The sequence below is a fragment of the Mycolicibacterium vaccae NBRC 14118 = CIP 105934 genome (genome assembly GCF_001552715.1).
GTDB lineage: Bacteria > Actinomycetota > Actinomycetes > Mycobacteriales > Mycobacteriaceae > Mycobacterium > Mycobacterium vaccae.
Genome location: NZ_BCRS01000052.1, coordinates 1 through 18,520, shown reverse-complemented (window position 1 = coordinate 18,520; position 18,520 = coordinate 1). Strand labels below are relative to the sequence as shown.

Sequence of the window (18,520 nt, the reverse complement as noted above, 5' to 3'; positions counted from 1 at the left end):
CTTCGGCGCGGGCTGTGTGCCGAAGATTCGTGTTGTCCGTTGTTCAGCGGTCGTTGTCAGCGTTCGGCCGGTACCAGCGGCACGTGGGTGGTACAGGCACAGTCGCCGTTGACGATGGTCGCGAGCCGTTGCACGTGCGTGCCCAGCACCTCGGACATCGCCTGCTGTTCGGCCTCACACAACTCGGGGAACTGCTCGGCGACGTGCGAGACCGGGCAATGATGCTGGCAGATCTGTACGCCGCGCAGCGGACCGCCCACCCTGGCGGTGGTGGTCGCATACCCGGCGCTGCTGAACGCCTCGGCGATCCCGTCGGCGGCGGCCTCGATGTCACCGTCGGAGGCCGCCTCGCCGACCGGGTCAACTCCGGCCAGGATCGTTTCGATGCGGCGACGGGCGAACGTGCGCACCGCGTCGTCCCCGCCGATCTCCCGGAGTTGGCGCATGGCCGCCGAGGCGAGATCGTCGTAGGTGTGCTCGAGTTTCGCCCGGCCGGCCGCGGTGAGCTGGTAGCGCTTGGCCGGTCTGCCCCGGCCCGCGTGCTGCCAGGCAGCCGCGGCATTGGCCTGGGCCTCACCGGCGTCGATGAGCGCGTCGAGATGTCTGCGCACACCCGCGGCGGACAGCCCGAGCCGCTCCCCGATCCGGCCCGCGGTGATCGGACCCGATTCGAGCAGCAACTTGATGATCGCTCCCCTGGTGTGACCGTCGGCAGCATGCGGGGACGCCGAGACAGGCGCCTCCGAACTCTGCGGACGGATTTTCACAACACCAGTGTGACGCAATTCCCTGACCTGGTCCACCAAGGGCACCCTTAGCCGGACCGTCGCGTTTCTCACATGCCGTCACCCCGGCCGCCGGGGAATATCCGCCCGCTACGCTGCCATCGTGGCAGCCCGCCGACACTCTCTCAGCTCGTCGATCGCGCGCTTGCACGGCGACGAGCGGACCGTCGGCAACCCACTGAACGCCGCCGAGTTCGTCGCGATGCGGCGCACCCGGCTCTTCGGCGCCACCGGCACCGTGCTGATGGCGATCGGCGCCCTCGGCGCGGGAGCGCGGCCGGTCGTGCAGGACCCCACGTTCGGCGTCCGACTGCTCAACCTGCCGTCGCGGATCCAGACGGTGTCGCTGACCATGACCACCACCGGCGCGGTGATGATGACGCTGGCATGGCTGATGCTCGGCCGCTTCGCGCTCGGTCCGCGGAAGATGACGCGCAGCCAACTCGACCGCACGCTGATGCTGTGGGCGTTACCCCTGCTTCTCGCCCCGCCGATGTACAGCAAGGACGTCTACTCCTACCTGGCGCAGAGCGAGATCTCCCTGCAGGGCAACGATCCCTACGAGGTGGGCCCAGCGACCGGGCTGGGTCTGGACCATGTGTTCACGCTGTCGGTGCCGAGCATGTGGCGGGAGACCCCCGCCCCCTACGGACCCCTGTTCCTGTGGATCGGACGCGGCATCTCGCGCCTGACCGGGGAGAACATCGTCGAGGCCGTGCTCTTCCACCGCCTCGTCGTGTTGCTGGGCGTCGGCCTGATCGTCTGGGCCACCCCGCGCCTGGCACGCCGCTGCGGTGTCGCCGAGGTCAGCGCGCTGTGGCTGGGCCCGGCCAACCCGCTGCTGTTCATGCACCTGGTGGCCGGCATCCACAACGAGGCGCTGATGCTGGGGCTGATGCTGGCCGGCACCGAGTTGGCGCTGCGCGGGGTCGACGCCGCCACGCCACTGATCCCCCGGCCCCTGACCTGGCCGCACGGCCGCGAGGAGTGGCTCCGCTGGTATCCGCTGGCGATGCTGATCGCCGGCGCGGTGCTGATCACGCTGTCCTCGCAGGTGAAGCTGCCCTCGCTGCTCGCGCTCGGTTTCGTCGCGATGGCCCTGGCCAACCGCTGGGGCGGGACGGTCAAGGCCTTCCTGGTCGCGAGCACCTCGCTGGGGCTGGTGTCGCTGGCGGTGATGGCGCTGATCGGCTGGGCCAGCGGGCTCGGCTTCGGCTGGTTGTTCACCCTCGGCACCGCCAACGTGGTGCGCAGCTGGATGTCCCCGCCGACACTGCTGGCGCTGGGCACGGGCCAGGTCGGGATTCTGCTCGGACTCGGCGACCACACCACCGCGGTGCTGGCGCTGACCCGCGCGATGGGTGTGACGTTGATCGCGGTCATCGTGCTGTGGCTGCTGTTCGCCGTGTTGCGGGGCCGGCTGCACCCGGTCGGCGGGCTCGGCGTTGCGCTCGGCGCCACCTTGCTGCTTTTCCCGGTCGTGCAGCCCTGGTACGTGCTGTGGGCCATCATCCCGCTGGCCACCTGGGCCACCCGGCCGCGGTTCCGCGCCGCGGCCATCGCCGTCACGCTGATCGTCGGCATCTTCGGCCCCACCGCCAACGGAGACAGGTTCACGCTGTTCCAGATCGCGATGGCCACCGTGGCCAGCACGGTGATCCTGCTCATCCTGATGACGCTGACCTACCGCAGGTTGCCGTGGCGGGTGCGGGCGGAGGAGCCTGCGGATGACCCGTCAGCGCCACCGCCGCCACCGAGCCCCAAGCCCGACGCCTACGCTGAGTCCCCGTGACCTCCCCGCCGTCCGGTGCCCTCGGCTCCTCCCGCGAGCGCTCGTCGGCCCCCGTCCAGTTACGCGGGGTCAGCAAGAAGTACGGGGCGACGACCGCTGTGGACTCCCTCGACCTCGATGTTCAGGCCGCCGAGGTCTTCGCGCTGCTGGGCCCCAACGGCGCGGGCAAGACGACGACCGTCGAGATGTGCGAGGGCTTCCTCAAGCCCGACTCCGGTTCGATCAGGATCCTGGGCCTCGACCCGGTCGCCGACAACGCCCAGGTGCGCGCCCGCACCGGGGTGATGCTGCAGGGCGGCGGCGCCTATCCGGCGGCCCGGGCCGGCGAGATGCTCGATCTCGTCGCCTCCTACGCCGCCGATCCGCTGGACCCGAAGTGGCTGCTGGACACGCTGGGACTGACCGATTCGGCGCGCACCACCTACCGTCGGCTCTCCGGCGGGCAGCAGCAGCGGCTCGCGCTCGCCTGCGCGGTGGTGGGCCGTCCCGAACTGGTGTTTCTCGACGAACCGACCGCCGGCATGGACGCACACGCGCGGATCGTGGTGTGGGAGTTGATCGACGCGTTGCGCCGCGACGGGGTGACGGTGGTGCTGACCACCCACCAACTCGCGGAGGCCGAGGAACTGGCCGACCGGATTCTGATCATCGACCACGGTGCGGCCGTCGCCACCGGAACCCCGGCCGAGCTGATGCGCAGCGGCGCGGAGAACCAGTTGCGCTTCCGCGCTCCCCGGATGCTCGATCTGTCGCTGCTGGTCGCCGCGCTGCCCGAGGACTACCGGGCGGCTGAGACCGCGCCGGGCGAGTACCTGGTCGAGGGCCACATCGACCCGCAGGTGCTGGCCACCGTCACCGCATGGTGCGCGCGGCTGGACGTGCTGGCCACCGACATGCGGGTGGAGCAGCGCAGCCTGGAAGACGTCTTCCTCGAACTCACCGGGCGGGAGCTACGGAAATGACCAGCGCCAACCGGTTCGCGCCGGGCACCTTCACCCCCGACCCGCGCCCGGCCCCGATCCCGAAGATGCTGCGCGCGCAGTCCAGCCTGGAGCTGCGGCTGCTGCTGCGCAACGGCGAGCAGCTGCTGCTGACCATGTTCATCCCGATCACGCTGCTGGTCGGGCTGACCCTGCTGCCGCTGGGCTCCTTCGGACCGGACCGCGCGGGGACGTTCGTGCCGGCCATCATGGCGCTCGCGGTGATCTCCACGGCGTTCACCGGTCAGGCGATCGCGGTCGCGTTCGACCGCCGCTACGGGGCGCTGAAGCGACTCGGGGCGACCGCGCTGCCGGTGTGGGGCATCATCGCCGGCAAGTCGCTGGCGGTGATCACCGTGGTCATCCTGCAGTCGATCCTGTTCGGGGCCATCGGGTTCGCGCTCGGCTGGCGACCTCCGCTGGCGGGCCTGGCGCTCGGCGCGGCGATCATCGCGCTGGGCACGGTGGTCTTCGCGGCGCTGGGTCTGCTGCTCGGCGGCACGCTGCGCGCCGAGATCGTGCTCGCGTTGGCGAACCTGCTCTGGTTCGTCTTCGCCGCTCTGGGCGCGCTCACGCTGGAGGGCGGCATGGTGCCCTCGGCCGTGCAGTGGGTGGCGCGGCTGACCCCGTCGGGCGCGTTGACCGAGGCGCTGTCGCAGGCGATGACGCTGTCGGTGGACTGGCTCGGCCTGGCCGTGCTGGCCGTGTGGGGCGCCGTCGCGGCGCTGTGCGCGCTGCGCTGGTTCCGCTTCACCTGAGCAGTTCGCCGGAGGGCATGATCCCGGTCACCCGCCCCTACTACGAGGTGTAGTTACCGAGGCTCTACCATCGGAGCGTGCCCGTCGGACGACTTTTCCTGCGGCTCGTCGATCTGCTTCCCGAGCCGAGCCTTCGGGTACAGCGTCTCATCGCCGCGGCCGTGATCCTGACCCAGGGCGGCATCGCCGTCACCGGAGCGATCGTGCGCGTCACCGCGTCCGGCCTCGGCTGCCCGACCTGGCCGCAGTGCTTCCCCGGCAGCTTCACCCCGGTCCCGCACGCCGAAGTCGCCGGCATCCACCAGGCCGTGGAGTTCGGCAACCGCCTGCTGACCTTCCTGGTGGTGCTCACCGCGGCCGCCGCGGTGCTGGCGGTCACCCGCGCCCGGCGCCGTCGCGAGGTGCTGGTCTACGCGTGGCTGATGCCGGCGTCGACGGTGGCGCAGGCGATCATCGGCGGCATCACCGTGCTCACCGGACTGCTGTGGTGGACCGTGGCGGTCCACCTGCTGGTGTCGATGGCCATGGTCTGGCTCGCCGTGCTGCTCTTCGTCAAGATCGGCGAGCCGGACGACGGTGTGGTCGTCACGCGGGTGCCGAAGCCGCTGCGGCAGCTGACCGTGCTGTCGGCGCTGACGCTGGCCGCGGTACTGGTCACCGGAACCATGGTGACAGGGGCCGGCCCGCACGCCGGGGACAAGAGCCCGGACCGGCCGGTGCCCCGGCTGGAGGTCGAGATCACCACGCTGGTGCACATGCACTCGTCACTGCTGGTGGCGTATCTGTCGCTGCTGGTGGGTCTGGGCTTCGGCCTGCTGACCGCACGCGCGTCCCGCGACGTGATGAAACGGCTCGCTGTGGTGGTCGTGCTGGTCGCCGCGCAGGGCCTGCTGGGCACCATCCAGTTCTTCACCGGGGTGCCCGAGGCGTTGGTGGCCCTGCACGTCGCGGGTGCGGCGGCCTGCACGGCGGCGACTGCGGCGCTATGGGCGTCGATGCGCGAACGGGCCGAGCCCGAACCGCTCCAGCGCTGACTCGACCGCGAGCGCGAACCGGCGCTCCTGCCGGCTGCGCTCGGGCCCGACGAGCTGACGCCAGCCCAGTGACGGCTCGATCAGTTCCAGTTCCAGCAGCCGCGGGTCGTCGCCCCCGCCGATGATGTCGACCCGGGCATAGAGCAGCTCCGAGGCCTGCAGACCGCACCGGTCTGCCGCCGCGGCCAGCGCGGCGTGCCCGAGGTCCCACAGCTCGAAATCGGGGTCGGCCGCCTGCAGCCGTTCCTCGGCGTAGGTGCCGGATTCGTCGAGTGCGGGCGACTCCCCCGGCGGCGGCAGCATCGGGCCCTTGGTGAACGCATGCGACTGCGCACCGCCGAGGAACACCAGCGCGGTCTCCCCGGCGCTGATCCGTTCGTCGTAGGGCTGCACCAGCGCGGTGCGGCCGCGCGCGTGCAGCGAATCGACGTGCGCACGGGCCCGCTGCGGATCGGTGAACCGCTGCGCGCCAACCGAACCCGCACCGACCGCGGGCTTGACCACGACCTCGCCGGACGGGATGTGCGCCTGCTCCCCCGGCGCGAAGAACGCCCCGGGCACCGTCGGCACCCCTGCCTCCGACAGGTCTGCCAGGTACCGCTTGTCGGCGTTCCAGGCCACCACCTGCGGCGCATTGAGCAGGTGCGGGACCTGGCGCGTCCAGTCGAGGAACTCGTCGAGCCGGTCGGTGTAATCCCACGCCGCGCGCAGGATCACCAGGTCGGCGTCCAAGGTGGCGGGATCGTCCCAGGACGACCACCGCGCATGCAGGCCGCGGGCCCGCAACGCGGCGACGAGGCCGGCGTCGTCACCGTCGCCCTCGGGTAACGCCGGGCAGCCGGCGAGCACGATGCGCGGGTGGAATACGTCGGGGCGTTCCAGTTTCATGGCAGCACAGATCCTAGCGAGGGGCATGATGGTCGCCATGTACGTCATCGAAGTCGCCGAGACCGGCGGACCCGAGGTCCTGTCCTTCGTCGAGAAGCCCCAACCCGTCCCGGGTCCCGATCAGGTGCTGATCAGGGCCGAGGCCATCGGCGTGAACTTCATCGACACCTACTTCCGGTCCGGCCTGTACCCACGCGAGGTGCCGTTCATCGTCGGCAACGAGGTGTGCGGCATCATCGAGGCCGTCGGCGACGAGGTGGCGGCGCTGAACGTCGGCGACCGCGTGGTGACCGACAAGGCACTCGGCGCCTACGCCGAATATGCAGTGGCACCTGCGGATTTCGTCGCGTATGTGCCTGACGGCGTGACGCCGGAGGTGGCCGCCTCCGCGATGTTGAAGGGCATGACGGCGCACTATTTGATCAAGTCGACCTACCCGGTGCAGCAGGGCGATGCGCTGCTGGTCCACGCCGGCGCCGGCGGTGTCGGCCTGATCCTGACGCAGTGGGCGACCAGCCTGGCGGCGTCGGTCATCACCACCGTGTCCACCCCCGAGAAGGCCGAGCTGTCTCGCCGCGCCGGGGCGGTCGAGGTGCTCGACTACCCCGGCCAGGACGAAGCAGGTGCCGCGGACTTCGGCCGGCGCATCCGCGAGCTCACCGACGGTGACGGGGTCGCCGCGGTGTACGACGGCGTCGGCGCGTCGACGTTCGAAGCCAGTCTGGCCAGCCTCGCCGTCCGCGGCACCCTGGCACTGTTCGGCGCCGCCAGCGGCCCGGTTCCGCCCGTCGACCCGCAGCGGCTCAACACGGCCGGATCGGTCTTCCTCACCCGCCCGACCCTGGCGCACCACACCCGAACCCCGGACGAATTCGCTTGGCGCGCAGGCGAATTGCTCACCGCGATCGCCGACGGCACCCTGGAGGTCACCATCAGCAACCGGTACGCGCTGCGCGAAGCCGAGCAGGCCCACCGCGATCTGCAGGGCCGCAAGACGGTCGGCTCGGTGGTGCTGATCCCCTAGACCGGCTGGGCGGTCGGGAAGCTCCAGGACCCGTCGAGGATCTCCTGGCGCGGACGGTACAACCGCACCAGATAGTTCCAGCCGGGCGTGACGGGCAGATGGTTGGTCGCCTGGTCCGCGCCGCCGAACTGGATGGTGACCGCACCGTCGGCGTCCCTGACCGCGGTGACGCTGTTGACCGAGTACGCGTCGGCGGGGTTCGGGGTGAAGTAGCCCTCGGCGTTGTAGACGGTGACCGACCAGAACCCGTCGACGGGAACGTCGTGCACGGTGAGCCGGTGAGGTGTCGCCCCGTCGTTGGCGTCCGGCGACACGGTCAGATACAGCGCGTCGCGTTCCGGGTTGCCGCCCCAGGCCGCGGCGGCGCCGATCAGCCTGCGCACCGGATCGACCTCTCCGGCCGAGCCGAACATGCCGCGGCTGTCGGGAAGCGTGGCGAACAGCGCGATCAACGCATCGCGCACCGCTTTCTGGCTCACCGGGTCCCAGTCGGGTACTTCGAAAGCCCCGGCCGACTCCTGCTCGACGGCGATGCCGTCCTGCAGCGCATGCACCGCGGCCAGGTCTGCCGGATCGTTCGGGTCGACCAGGATGCGCAACGCGAGCATCACGTAGCGGGTGCCGATCCGATCCCGGTCGAAGGTGTGCCGGCCCGCGGTGTAGATCACCTCGGGCACGTAGTGGTCCTGAGTGATCACCTGTAGTGAGCAGAAGCGGTTGCCGGCATCCGGCAGCGTGACCGTCACGGGTCCGGCGTCCAGATCGAAGACGCCCACCGAGTAGAGCGTGTCCCTGTTCTGCCGCACCACCAGCTGGTTGTCCAGCGGCCCGAAGTCCCGGAAGTGGGTGAACTGCCCGAGCGCACCGTCGCGCACGACGTTGCCGAAGTAGAGGTCGCTCTCGGCCCGGATGAAGTTGTCCGGTGAGACGTGCTCGGACACGGCGGGGACCTACAGGTGCAGCAGCGTCGGCAGCGCGAGCGCCGAATCGACCGCGAGCGCGCAGAACACCACGGCCAGATAGTTGTTCGACTGCAGGAACAACCTCAGAGGCTTGACCGGCTCACCGCGGCGCACCCCGGCGTACAGCTGGTGCGCCATCGCCAGGAACCAGGTGCCGGCGACGATGGCCACGGCCGCGTACAGCCAGCCGGTGGCCAGCGCGAGCGCCAGCGTGGCCGCGACGGTCAGCCAGGTGTAGATCAGGATCTGCTTGGTGACCTGCTGCTCGGTGGCCACCGCGGGCAGCATCGGCACGCCGGCCGCCTGATAGTCCTCTTTGTACTTCATCGCCAGCGCCCAGGTGTGCGGCGGCGTCCAGAAGAAGATGATCAGGAACATCACCAGCGCGGGCCACTGGATCGTGCCGGTCACCGCGGACCAGCCGATCATCACCGGCATGCAGCCGGCCGCTCCGCCCCACACCACGTTCTGCGACGTGCGGCGCTTCAGCAGCAGCGTGTAGACCAGCACGTAGAACGCGATGGTCGCGCCGGCCAGGTGGGCCGAAAGCATGTTGGTGGTCCACCACAACCAGAAGAACGAGGTGACCGACAGCGCCAGACCGAAGACCAGCGCGTGGCTGCGCGGCACGGTGGCGCGGGCCAGCGCCCGGCGTTCGGTGCGCTTCATCTTCTTGTCGATGTCGGCGTCGGCGACGCAGTTCAGCGTGTTCGCACCCGCCGCGGCCAGCAGTCCGCCCACCAGGGTGTTGAAGATCAGCAGCGGATCGATGGTGCCGCGGTCGGCCAGCAGCATCGCCGGGATCGTGGTGACCAGCAACAGCTCGATCACCCGTGGCTTGGTCAGCCCGATGTAGCCGAAGAACCGGTCACGGAATCGGATCGGCCCCTTGGCGGCATCGCCGACGAGGTGGCCTTCGCGAATCCTCACGCAACCAACTCCTCAAACGACTATCGGCAACCCCAGGGGGCATCTACTACAGAGGATGGTAGACCGCGTCCGCCGGTCGCCGAAATTGCAGGGTCGTTTCCCGGGGATGTGGGGATGAACTCGGCGGTCGCGGCGTTCCACACTAGGGTGGTTGAAGCGGATCAACACCCCCGCCGAACCAAGGAGCAACGCGTCGTGACCACGATCGAAGAGATCACCTCTCTCACCCGGCCCAACCACCCGGACGACTGGACGGATCTGGATTCGCGGGCGGTCGACACCGTCCGGGTGCTGGCCGCCGACGCCGTGCAGAAGGTCGGCAACGGCCATCCCGGCACCGCGATGAGCCTGGCCCCGCTGGCCTACACGCTGTTCCAGCGCCAGATGCGCCACGACCCGAGCGATGTGCACTGGATCGGCCGGGACCGTTTCATCCTGTCCTGCGGCCACTCCAGCCTGACCCTGTACATCCAGCTCTATCTGGGCGGCTTCGGCCTGGAGCTCTCCGACATCGAGGCGCTGCGGACGTTCAAGTCCAAGACGCCGGGCCACCCCGAGTTCCGGCACACCCCCGGCGTGGAGATCACCACCGGCCCGCTCGGTCAGGGACTGGCCTCGGCGGTCGGGATGGCGATGGCCGCCCGCTACGAGCGCGGCCTGTTCGACCCGGACGCCCCCGCCGGCGAGAGCCCGTTCGACCACTACATCTACGTGATCGCCTCCGACGGCGACATCGAGGAGGGCGTGACCAGCGAGGCGTCCTCGCTGGCCGGCACCCAGCAGCTGGGCAACCTGATCGTCTTCTACGACAAGAACCACATCTCCATCGAGCACGACACCGACATCGCACTGTCCGAGGACGTCGCGGCCCGCTACCGCGCCTACGGCTGGCACGTCCAGGAGGTCGAGGGCGGCGAGAACGTGGTCGGCATCGAACAAGCCATCGCCGAGGCGAAGAAGGTCACCGACAAGCCCTCGTTCATCTCGGTCCGGACGATCATCGGCTATCCGGCGCCGAACAAGATGAACACCGGCGGCGTGCACGGTTCGGCGCTCGGCGCCGACGAGGTGGCCGAGGTCAAGAAGATCCTCGGCTTCGACCCGGAGAAGAACTTCGAGGTCACCGACGACGTGATCGCCCACACCCGCAAGCTCGTCGACCGGGGCCGCGAAGCTCACCAGAAGTGGCAGACCGACTTCGACGCGTGGGCCGAGCGCGAGCCCGAGCGCAAGGCGCTGCTGGACCGACTGCAGGCCCAGGAGCTTCCGGAGGGCTGGGACGCCGACCTGACGTACTGGGAGCCCGGCTCCAAGCCGGTGGCCACCCGCGCGGCGTTCGGGCAGGTGCTCAACGACGTGGCGCCGAAGCTGCCCGAGCTCTGGGGCGGGTCGGCGGATCTGGCCGGCAGCAACAACACCACCATCAAGGGCGTCAAATCCTTTGGGCCGCCGTCGATCTCGACCAACGATTTCACTGCGGACTGGTACGGCCGGGTGCTGCACTTCGGCGTGCGCGAGCACGCGATGGGTTCGATCCTGTCCGGCATCGTGCTGCACGGGCCGACCCGCGCGTTCGGCGGCACGTTCCTGCAGTTCTCCGACTACATGCGCCCGGCGGTGCGGTTGGCGTCGCTGATGGACATCGACACCATCTACATCTGGACCCACGACTCGGTCGGCCTGGGTGAGGACGGCCCCACCCACCAGCCCATCGAACATCTGGCCGCGCTGCGCGCGATCCCGAACCTGTCGGTGGTGCGCCCCGGCGACCCGAACGAGACCGCCTACGCGTGGCGCAGCATCGTGGCCCGCGGCAACGGCAGCGGCCCGGTCGGGTTCATCCTGACCCGGCAGGGCGTCCCGGTGCTGGAGGGCACCAGCGCCGAGGGCGTGGCCCGCGGCGGCTACGTGCTCGGCGGCGGCACGCCCGCCGAGGACGCCGACGTGATCCTGATCGCGACCGGTTCGGAACTGCAGGTCGCCGTCGAGGCCAAGAAGCTGTTGGCGGACAAGGACATCACCGCGCACGTGGTGTCCATGCCGTGTGTCGAATGGTTCGAGTCCCAGCCCAAGGAGTACCGCGACAGCGTCCTGCCCCCGAACGTGTCGGCCCGGGTCGCGATCGAGGCCGCGGTGGCGCAGAGCTGGTACAAGCTCGTCGGCGACACCGGCGAGATCATCTCCATCGAGCACTACGGCGAGTCCGCCGACGACAAGACGTTGTTCCGCGAGTTCGGTTTCACCCCCGAAGCCGTGGTGGCCGCCGCCGAACGCACCATCGCCAACTGACCAGCGAAAGAAGATGACATGACGCAGAACCCGAACCTGGCGGCACTGGCCGCCGCAGGTGTGTCCGTCTGGCTCGACGACCTGTCCAGGGACCGGCTGCAGACCGGAAACCTCCAGGAACTCATCGACACCAAGTCGGTGGTCGGCGTGACCACCAACCCGTCGATCTTCCAGGCGGCGCTGTCGAAGGGCCACGCCTACGACGCGCAGGTCAAGGAACTCGCCGAGCGCGGCGCCGATGTGGAAGCCACGATCCGCACGGTGACCACCGACGACGTGCGCAACGCGTGCGATGTGCTGGCCAAGCAGTACGAGCTCTCCGACGGCGTGGACGGCCGGGTCTCGATCGAGGTCGATCCGCGCCTGGCGCACGACACCGACAAGACCATCCTGCAGGCGATCGAGCTGTGGAAGATCGTCGACCGGCCGAACCTGCTGATCAAGATCCCCGCGACCGAGGCAGGCCTGCCCGCCATCACCGCGGTGATCGCCGAGGGCATCTCGGTGAACGTGACGCTGATCTTCTCCGTCGAGCGGCACCGCCTGGTGATGGACGCCTATCTCGCCGGGCTGGAGAAGGCCAAGGAGGCCGGACACGACCTGAGCAGGATCCATTCGGTCGCCTCGTTCTTCGTGTCCCGGGTGGACACCGAGATCGACAGCCGGCTGGAGAAGATCGGCACCGACGAGGCGCTCGCGCTGCGGGGCAAGGCCGGTGTCGCCAACGCGCGACTGGCCTACGCCGCCTACGAGGAGGTGTTCCTCGGCGGCGAGCGTTTCGCGCCGCTCAAGGCCGCAGGCGCCCGCGTGCAGCGCCCGCTGTGGGCCTCGACCGGGGTGAAGAACCCGGACTACTCGGACACCCTGTACGTCACCGAACTCGTCGCCCCGAACACGGTGAACACCATGCCGGAGAAGACGATCGACGCGGTCGCCGACCACGGTGTGATCACCGGTGACACCGTCACCGGCCGGGCCGCGGAGTCCCAGGAGGTGTTCGACCAGCTCTCTGCGGTCGGCATCGACGTGACCGACGTGTTCCTGGTCCTCGAAGAAGAGGGCGTCGAGAAGTTCGAGAAGTCGTGGCAGGAACTTCTCGAAGCCACGCAAGGTCAGCTCGACGGCGCCAAGAGCTGACCCCGCCAGATGGCAGAGTCGTGGCGTAACCCGTTGCGGGACAAGCGCGACAAGCGCATGCCCCGCATCGCCGGACCGTGCAGCGTCGTGATCTTCGGGGTGACCGGAGACCTGGCACGCAAGAAGTTGATGCCCGCGATCTACGACCTGGCCAACCGCGGCCTGCTCCCACCCTCGTTCGCCCTGGTCGGTTTCGCCCGGCGGGAGTGGGCCGACGAGGATTTCAGCAAGGTCGTCTACGACGCGGTCAAGCAGCATGCGCGGACCCCGTTCCGCCAGGAGGTCTGGGACCGGCTCGCCGAGGGATTCCGCTTCGTCCAGGGCACCTTCGACGACGCCGCGTCCTACGACCGGCTCAGTGAGACGCTGGACAAGCTGGACGCCGAACGCGGCACCGGCGGCAACCACGCGTTCTACCTGTCGATCCCGCCCAACGCGTTCCCGGTGGTGTGCGAGCAGCTGCAGAAGTCCGGGCTGGCCCGCCAGACGGACGGCTGGAGCCGGGTCGTCATCGAGAAGCCGTTCGGGCACGACCTGGCCAGCGCCCGCGAGCTCAACGCCGTCGTCAACAGCGTCTTCCCCGAGGAGTCGGTGTTCCGGATCGACCACTACCTCGGCAAGGAGACCGTCCAGAACATCCTGGCCCTGCGGTTCGCCAACGAGCTCTTCGAACCGGTGTGGAACTCGCACTACGTCGACCACGTCCAGATCACGATGGCCGAGGATCTCGGATTGGGCGGCCGCGCAGGCTATTACGACGGGATCGGCGCCGCCCGCGACGTCATTCAGAACCATCTGATCCAGCTGCTCGCGCTCACCGCGATGGAGGAGCCGGTCAACTTCAGCCCGCACGAACTGCAGGTCGAGAAGCTCAAGGTGCTCTCGGCGACCAGGCCGCTGCAACCGCTGGACCAGACGACAGCCCGCGGGCAGTATGCGGCCGGCTGGCAGGGCAGCGAGAAGGTTCCCGGGCTGCTGGAGGAAGAGGGTTTCGCCCACGATTCCGTCACGGAGACCTTCGCGGCGATCACCCTGGAGGTGGACACCCGGCGCTGGGCCGGCGTCCCGTTCTTCCTGCGCACCGGTAAACGGTTGGCGCGCAGGGTGACCGAGGTCGCCCTGGTGTTCCGGCGCGCACCCCATCTGCCGTTCGACAGCACCATGACCGAGGAGCTGGGCAAGAACGCGCTGGTGTTGCGGATCCAGCCGGACGAGGGCATCACCATGCGGTTCGGGTCCAAGGTGCCCGGCAGCGCGATGGAGGTGCGCGACGTCAACATGGACTTCTCCTACGGCTCCGCGTTCGCCGAGGATTCCCCGGAGGCCTACGAGCGGCTGATCCTGGACGTTCTGCTCGGGGAACCCTCGCTGTTCCCGGTCAACGCCGAGGTCGAATTGTCCTGGGAGATCCTGGATCCGGTGCTGGAGAACTGGGCCGCGCACGGCCAGCCGGAACCGTACAAGTCCGGCACCTGGGGCCCGGCGTCAGCCAACGAGATGGTGCACCATCTCGGCCGGGAATGGAGGCGACCGTAGTGATCGTGGAGTTGACGGACACCACCACCAACGAGATCAACAAGAAGATCACCGGGCTGCGCGAGGAAGGCGGGGCGCTCACGCTCGGGCGGGTGCTCACCCTGGTGATCGCCGCCGACAGCGAGGCCATGCTGGAAGAGGCCATCGCGGCGGCGAACTTCGCCAGCCGCGAGCACCCCTGCCGCGTCATCGTGGCGCTGCCCGCCGACCGGGACGGCGCCGAGGCCCGCCTCGACGCCGAATTACGGGTCGGCCGCGACGCCGGCGCCGGCGAGGTCGTGGTGCTGCGACTCTACGGTGAACTCGCCGACCACGCCGACAGCGTGGTGCTGCCGTTCCTGCTGCCCGACACCCCGGTGGTGGCCTGGTGGCCGGCGGCGGCACCGGCGGTGCCGTCGCAGGATCCGTTGGGCAGGTTGGCGATCCGCCGCATCACCGACGCCACCAACTGTCCCGACCCGCTGGCCGCGATCAAGAGCCGACTGCCCGGCTACGCCGTCGGTGACACCGACATCGCGTGGAGCCGGATCACCTACTGGCGGGCGCTGCTGGCGTCGGCGATCGACGAGTCCCCGCACGAACCCATCGATTCCGCGGTGGTGTCCGGATTGAAGTCCGAGCCCGCGCTCGACATCCTGGCCGGCTGGCTGGCCAGCCGGATCGACGGCACCGTCACCCGGGCGGTCGGCACGCTGAAGGTCGAACTGCACCGCGCCAGCGAGACCGTCACGCTCAGCCGCCCGCAAGAGGGCGTGACGGCCACGTTGAGCCGTACCTCGCGCCCGGTGGCGCTGCTGCCGCTGCCCCGCCGGGAGGTGCCGGAGTGCCTGGCCGAGGAACTCCGCCGGCTCGACGCCGACGAGATCTACCGCGAAGCACTGACCGGACTGGACAAGGTGAACTACCGATGACCCCGACGATCGAGACCTATTCCGACACCGACGCTCTGGTGACCGCCGCCGGTGACCGGCTGGTGGACGCGATCACGGCGGCGATCACCGCGCGCGGCGTGGCGCACGTCGTGCTGACCGGCGGCGGCACCGGGATCGGCCTGCTCAAGCGGGTCGGTGAGCACAGCGATCAGATCGACTGGACGAAAGTCCACATCTACTGGGGCGACGAGAGATTCGTGCCGCACGACGACGACGAGCGCAACGAGAAGCAGGCCCGCGAGGCGCTGCTCGACCGCGTGGGCATTCCGGAGGGCAATGTGCACCCGATGGCCGCGAGCGACGGCGAGTTCGGTGACGCGCTGGACGCGGCCGCCGAGGCCTACTCGCAGGTGCTGATCGAGGCCGGCGGCGCCGAGCCCACCCCCGCGTTCGACGTGCACCTGCTGGGCATGGGCCCCGAGGGCCACGTCAACTCGCTGTTCCCCGACACCGCGGCCGTCAAGGAGACCGAACGCATGGTGGTCGGGGTCAGCGACTCCCCCAAGCCGCCGCCGCGGCGAATCACGTTGACGCTGCCCGCGATCACGCGCTCACGCGAGGTGTGGCTGGTGGTGTCCGGAGCGGGCAAGGCCGACGCGGTCGCAGCCGCGGTCGGCGGAGCGAAGCCGGTCGACATCCCGGCCGCAGGCGCCGTCGGGCGCGACGCCACGGTGTGGCTACTCGACGAGGCCGCGGCTTCGAAGCTCTGATCCGCGGACGAGCAGGGCAAGCACGACGCCGGCCAGCAACAACGCCGGCACGTCACCCCACAGGTGCCCCCGCGAGTCGCTGTCCTGCACCGCCTGCACGGCCATGATCGCCGCGTGCACCACACTCGACCACACCGTGAACCAGATCAGGCTCACGTTGTCTTCGGGACGCCGCGCTGCCAGGCACAGGAACACCCCCAGCACGACGTACAGCCCGACGATCATCATGAAGTAGTGGGATTCGTACGGCGCTCCGTGGTGCCAGGCCCATCCCGACGGCCACACCACGGCCAGGGGATACAGAAGCATCATCAACGCGCCGAACACCACGAGCGCGATGCGCAGCAGCCGGTAACAGACGGTCGATGTCATCGTGCTCCTGGCGGGACTTGAACCCGCGGCCAGCGTCTTATAAGGACGCCACTCTTACCGACTGAGTTACAGGAGCGCGCCAATCTGGGTCAGCGCGCCGATATTCGGTTCCGGCACCGTACGAAAGTGCGCACAGCACGGTATTACCACAAGCACCCATCACCGTCCATGGTGTCGGCCATACTGGCGGCATGGCAGACAGAGGGGGCAGACCGGTCCGCACCGGACCGGAGCGCATTCGCAAGCTGGCACAGGCGGCGATGAACGCCGACGTCACCGTCGAGCAGGTCGACACCATCCTGGAGAGCCTGAGCGAGACGTTGGAGGACCTGAACAGCTCGACTGAAGTCCTCGACGCCACCTTGGAGCGCTTCAACCAGACCATCAACCAGATCAACGAGCTCGCGCCGCGACTGCACAGTGTCGTCGACAGGATGGAGGGCGTGGTGGCCCGCGTGGAACGGATCGTCGGCATCGGCGAGTCGGTGATCTCCCCGCTGGCCGCCACCGAACAGGTGATCCGCGGCGCAGTCGACCGGATGCGGCGCAGCACGGGACTCTAGTCGGGACGGCGAAGCATCTAGCCACCGTTGCGACAGCAACAATCTAGCCTGAGTTGCGCAGCGCGGTGGCCAATCCACTCATCGTCAGCAGGATTCCGCGCTGCACCAGTTCGTCCTCGTCCCCGGAGCGGTAGCGCCGCAGCAACTCCACCTGCAGATGGTTCAGCGGTTCCAGGTACGGGAAGCGGTTGAACACCGACCGGGCCAGCGCCGGGTTGTCGGCGAGCAGGTCGTCGTGACCGGTGATGAGCCGGTGCATGCGGATGGTGCGTGCATGTTCGTCGGCGATCTTGTCGAAAACCCTGCGCCGCAAGGCCTCGTCCTCGACGAGCTGGGAATAGTGGGCCGCCAGCCCGAGGTCGGACTTGGCCAGCACCTGCGCCATGTTCGACAGCACGGTCGCGAAGAACGGCCATCGCCGGTACAGATCCTGCAGCACCGCGAGCCGTTCTTCACTGCCCGGCCCCTCCCCCACGTAGTCCTCGAACGCGGTGCCGGTGCCGTACCAGCCGGGCAGCATCACCCGGGACTGGCTCCAGGCCAGCACCCACGGGATCGCCCGCAGATCGGAGATCGAGGTCGTCGGCTTGCGCGAAGTGGGACGGCTTCCGATGTTGAGCGCACCGATCTCGCTGACCGGTGTCGAGGCCTTGAAGTACTCGACGAAACCCGGTGTCTCGTGCACCAATTCGGCGTAGGCGCGCTGGGCGCGGGCGGCGAGGTCGTCGAGCACCTGATAAGCCGGCTCAGCGGCCTCCCCGAGTCCTTCGACGTCGAGCAGGGTGGCCTCCAGGGTGGCGGCCAGCAGTGTCTCCAGATTGCGTTGCGCGATACGGGGTTCGGCGTACTTCGCGGCGATCACCTCGCCCTGCTCGGTGATCCGCAGCGAGCCCTGCACCGCGCCGGGCGGCTGGGCCAGGATCGCGTCGTAGCTGGGCCCGCCGCCGCGGCCGACGGTGCCGCCGCGACCGTGGAAGAGCCGCAACCGGATCCCGGTCTTGCGCGACGTCTCCACCAGGTCCAGTTCCGCGCGGTAGAGGGCCCAGTTCGCCGCGAGGTAGCCGCCGTCCTTGTTGGAGTCCGAGTAGCCGAGCATCACCTCCTGGCTGTCGCCGCGGGCGGCGACGACCGCCCGGTACAGCGGAAGGTCCAGGGCCGCTTCGAGGATGGACGCTCCACGCTGGAGGTCGTCGATGGTCTCGAACAGCGGAACGATCCCGACCGGGGCGTACGGATGCTCCGACGACGCATCGAGGAGGCCGGCCTCCTTGAGCAGGATCGCCGCCTCGAGCATGTCCGAGACCGACTGGCACATGGAGATGATGTAGTTCGGCACCGCCTGCGGGCCGAACACGTGCACCGCCCTGCCGGCCGCAGCCACGATGTCGAGCTCTTTGCGTGCCAGCTCGGACAGCTCCGCGTCCGGTCTGATCAGCGGCCGCCGCATGGCCAATTCGGCGGCCAGCAGCTCGACGCGCTGAGGTTCGTCGAGGGAGGCGTAGTCCGGATGCACACCGGCCCAGGCCAACAGCTCGGCGACCACCTCTTCGTGCACGTCGGAGTTCTGCCGCATGTCCAGCCCGGACAGGTGGAACCCGAACACGCGCACGGCTTCCCGCAGCCTGCCCAGCCTGTCGTCGGCCAGCAGGGCGCTGCCGTTGGCGCGCAGCGACTCGTCGATCGCGTCGAGGTCGTCGAGCAGTTCGCCGGGCGCCGCGTACGGATCGAGGCCGAGGTCGAGCTCGTGCTCCGGCTGCTGGTCCAGGATCTGCCGCGCCGTCGCGGTCAGCCGGGCGTGCACCACGCGCAGCGCCCGCCGGTACGGCTC

General features: G+C 69.2%; 17 protein-coding genes and 1 tRNA gene. 11 read left to right on the top strand and 7 right to left on the bottom strand.

All coding sequences use genetic code 11. The features are described 5' to 3' along the window. Positions 1-56 precede the first annotated feature (56 nt). Positions 57-767, bottom strand: coding sequence for a helix-turn-helix transcriptional regulator (locus tag MVA01S_RS12120; RefSeq protein WP_003932025.1), 711 nt, complete (start codon positions 765-767; stop codon positions 57-59). A 121-nt stretch (positions 768-888) separates the two neighbouring features. On the opposite strand from MVA01S_RS12120, the gene mptB reads away from it, so the two are divergent. From mptB to MVA01S_RS12100, 4 genes are all read left to right on the top strand, one after another. Further along, positions 889-2,577 carry a polyprenol phosphomannose-dependent alpha 1,6 mannosyltransferase MptB gene (mptB, locus tag MVA01S_RS12115; protein ID WP_003932024.1) on the top strand — a complete coding sequence of 563 codons (1,689 nt, stop codon included), beginning with the start codon at positions 889-891 and terminating at the stop codon, positions 2,575-2,577. Then, positions 2,574-3,539, top strand: a complete 966-nt coding sequence (locus MVA01S_RS12110) for an ABC transporter ATP-binding protein (RefSeq protein WP_040542138.1) — start codon at positions 2,574-2,576, stop codon at positions 3,537-3,539. Before mptB ends, MVA01S_RS12110 begins: the two co-directional genes overlap by 4 nt. Continuing rightward, on the top strand, positions 3,536-4,315 hold the full coding sequence (locus tag MVA01S_RS12105) for an ABC transporter permease (RefSeq protein WP_003932022.1): 780 nt from the start codon (positions 3,536-3,538) through the stop codon (positions 4,313-4,315). The genes MVA01S_RS12110 and MVA01S_RS12105 overlap by 4 nt, the downstream gene beginning before the upstream one ends. Positions 4,316-4,392: 77 nt before the next feature. Beyond that, positions 4,393-5,349 (top strand): COX15/CtaA family protein, encoded by a 957-nt coding sequence (locus MVA01S_RS12100; RefSeq protein WP_060941602.1) that lies wholly within the window; start codon positions 4,393-4,395, stop codon positions 5,347-5,349. Here MVA01S_RS12100 and MVA01S_RS12095 read toward each other — a convergent pair. Further along, positions 5,299-6,237, bottom strand: coding sequence for an ATP-grasp domain-containing protein (locus tag MVA01S_RS12095; RefSeq protein WP_003932094.1), 939 nt, complete (start codon positions 6,235-6,237; stop codon positions 5,299-5,301). The genes MVA01S_RS12100 and MVA01S_RS12095 overlap by 51 nt on opposite strands. Positions 6,238-6,274: 37 nt before the next feature. Between MVA01S_RS12095 and MVA01S_RS12090 the strand changes: the two genes are divergently transcribed. Beyond that, a complete protein-coding gene (locus MVA01S_RS12090) occupies positions 6,275-7,261 on the top strand; it encodes a quinone oxidoreductase family protein (protein WP_003932093.1) in 987 nt (328 codons plus the stop codon). Here MVA01S_RS12090 and MVA01S_RS12085 read toward each other — a convergent pair. Both MVA01S_RS12085 and MVA01S_RS12080 read right to left on the bottom strand, forming a co-directional pair. Continuing rightward, positions 7,258-8,202 carry a DUF1254 domain-containing protein gene (locus MVA01S_RS12085; RefSeq protein WP_003932092.1) on the bottom strand — a complete coding sequence of 315 codons (945 nt, stop codon included), beginning with the start codon at positions 8,200-8,202 and terminating at the stop codon, positions 7,258-7,260. The two genes, MVA01S_RS12090 and MVA01S_RS12085, sit on opposite strands and share 4 nt — an antisense overlap. Positions 8,203-8,211: 9 nt before the next feature. Continuing rightward, on the bottom strand, positions 8,212-9,153 hold the full coding sequence (locus MVA01S_RS12080; protein WP_003932091.1) for a heme o synthase: 942 nt from the start codon (positions 9,151-9,153) through the stop codon (positions 8,212-8,214). A 195-nt stretch (positions 9,154-9,348) separates the two neighbouring features. Between MVA01S_RS12080 and tkt the strand changes: the two genes are divergently transcribed. The 5 genes from tkt to pgl are packed head-to-tail and all read left to right on the top strand — an operon-like array spanning position 9,349 to position 15,757. Next, on the top strand, positions 9,349-11,442 hold the full coding sequence (gene tkt / locus MVA01S_RS12075) for a transketolase (protein WP_003932090.1): 2,094 nt from the start codon (positions 9,349-9,351) through the stop codon (positions 11,440-11,442). Positions 11,443-11,460: 18 nt separating this feature from the next. After that, positions 11,461-12,579: a transaldolase gene (tal, locus tag MVA01S_RS12070; protein WP_003932089.1), complete on the top strand. Its 1,119-nt coding sequence runs from the start codon at positions 11,461-11,463 to the stop codon at positions 12,577-12,579. A gap of 9 nt (positions 12,580-12,588) precedes the next feature. Beyond that, complete coding sequence (zwf, locus tag MVA01S_RS12065; protein WP_003932088.1) at positions 12,589-14,115, top strand: glucose-6-phosphate dehydrogenase; 1,527 nt, start codon at positions 12,589-12,591, stop codon at positions 14,113-14,115. Next, entirely contained in the window at positions 14,115-15,026 is a 912-nt protein-coding gene (gene opcA, locus MVA01S_RS12060) for a glucose-6-phosphate dehydrogenase assembly protein OpcA (protein ID WP_003932087.1), read from the top strand. Before zwf ends, opcA begins: the two co-directional genes overlap by 1 nt. Then, positions 15,023-15,757, top strand: coding sequence for a 6-phosphogluconolactonase (gene pgl, locus MVA01S_RS12055; RefSeq protein WP_003932086.1), 735 nt, complete (start codon positions 15,023-15,025; stop codon positions 15,755-15,757). The genes opcA and pgl overlap by 4 nt, the downstream gene beginning before the upstream one ends. Here the strand turns inward: pgl and MVA01S_RS12050 are convergent. Together MVA01S_RS12050 and MVA01S_RS12045 are read right to left on the bottom strand one after the other, a co-directional pair. Beyond that, positions 15,725-16,129, bottom strand: coding sequence for a DUF6632 domain-containing protein (locus MVA01S_RS12050; RefSeq protein WP_003932085.1), 405 nt, complete (start codon positions 16,127-16,129; stop codon positions 15,725-15,727). The genes pgl and MVA01S_RS12050 overlap by 33 nt on opposite strands. Positions 16,130-16,131: 2 nt before the next feature. Then, positions 16,132-16,205 (bottom strand) — tRNA-Ile (locus tag MVA01S_RS12045). 115 nt (positions 16,206-16,320) lie between these two features. On the opposite strand from MVA01S_RS12045, the gene MVA01S_RS12040 reads away from it, so the two are divergent. Beyond that, on the top strand, positions 16,321-16,692 hold the full coding sequence (locus MVA01S_RS12040; RefSeq protein WP_003932084.1) for a hypothetical protein: 372 nt from the start codon (positions 16,321-16,323) through the stop codon (positions 16,690-16,692). Positions 16,693-16,735: 43 nt separating this feature from the next. On the opposite strand, the gene ppc is transcribed toward MVA01S_RS12040, so the two are convergent. Next, positions 16,736-18,520: phosphoenolpyruvate carboxylase (gene ppc / locus MVA01S_RS12035; RefSeq protein WP_082762383.1), on the bottom strand; the 1,785-nt coding region annotated here is incomplete at its 5' end.

Bases quoted from the DNA above. Each gene is read 5' to 3' on its own strand.
- MVA01S_RS12105 (WP_003932022.1), top strand. From the start codon at position 3,536: ATGACCAGCGCCAACCGGTTCGCGCCGGGCACCTTCACCCCCGACCCG.
- MVA01S_RS12050 (WP_003932085.1), bottom strand. From the start codon at position 16,129: ATGACATCGACCGTCTGTTACCGGCTGCTGCGCATCGCGCTCGTGGTG.
- pgl (WP_003932086.1), top strand. From the start codon at position 15,023: ATGACCCCGACGATCGAGACCTATTCCGACACCGACGCTCTGGTGACC.
- zwf (WP_003932088.1), top strand. From the start codon at position 12,589: ATGGCAGAGTCGTGGCGTAACCCGTTGCGGGACAAGCGCGACAAGCGC.
- MVA01S_RS12090 (WP_003932093.1), top strand. From the start codon at position 6,275: ATGTACGTCATCGAAGTCGCCGAGACCGGCGGACCCGAGGTCCTGTCC.
- MVA01S_RS12040 (WP_003932084.1), top strand. From the start codon at position 16,321: ATGGCAGACAGAGGGGGCAGACCGGTCCGCACCGGACCGGAGCGCATT.
- MVA01S_RS12095 (WP_003932094.1), bottom strand. From the start codon at position 6,237: ATGAAACTGGAACGCCCCGACGTATTCCACCCGCGCATCGTGCTCGCC.
- tal (WP_003932089.1), top strand. From the start codon at position 11,461: ATGACGCAGAACCCGAACCTGGCGGCACTGGCCGCCGCAGGTGTGTCC.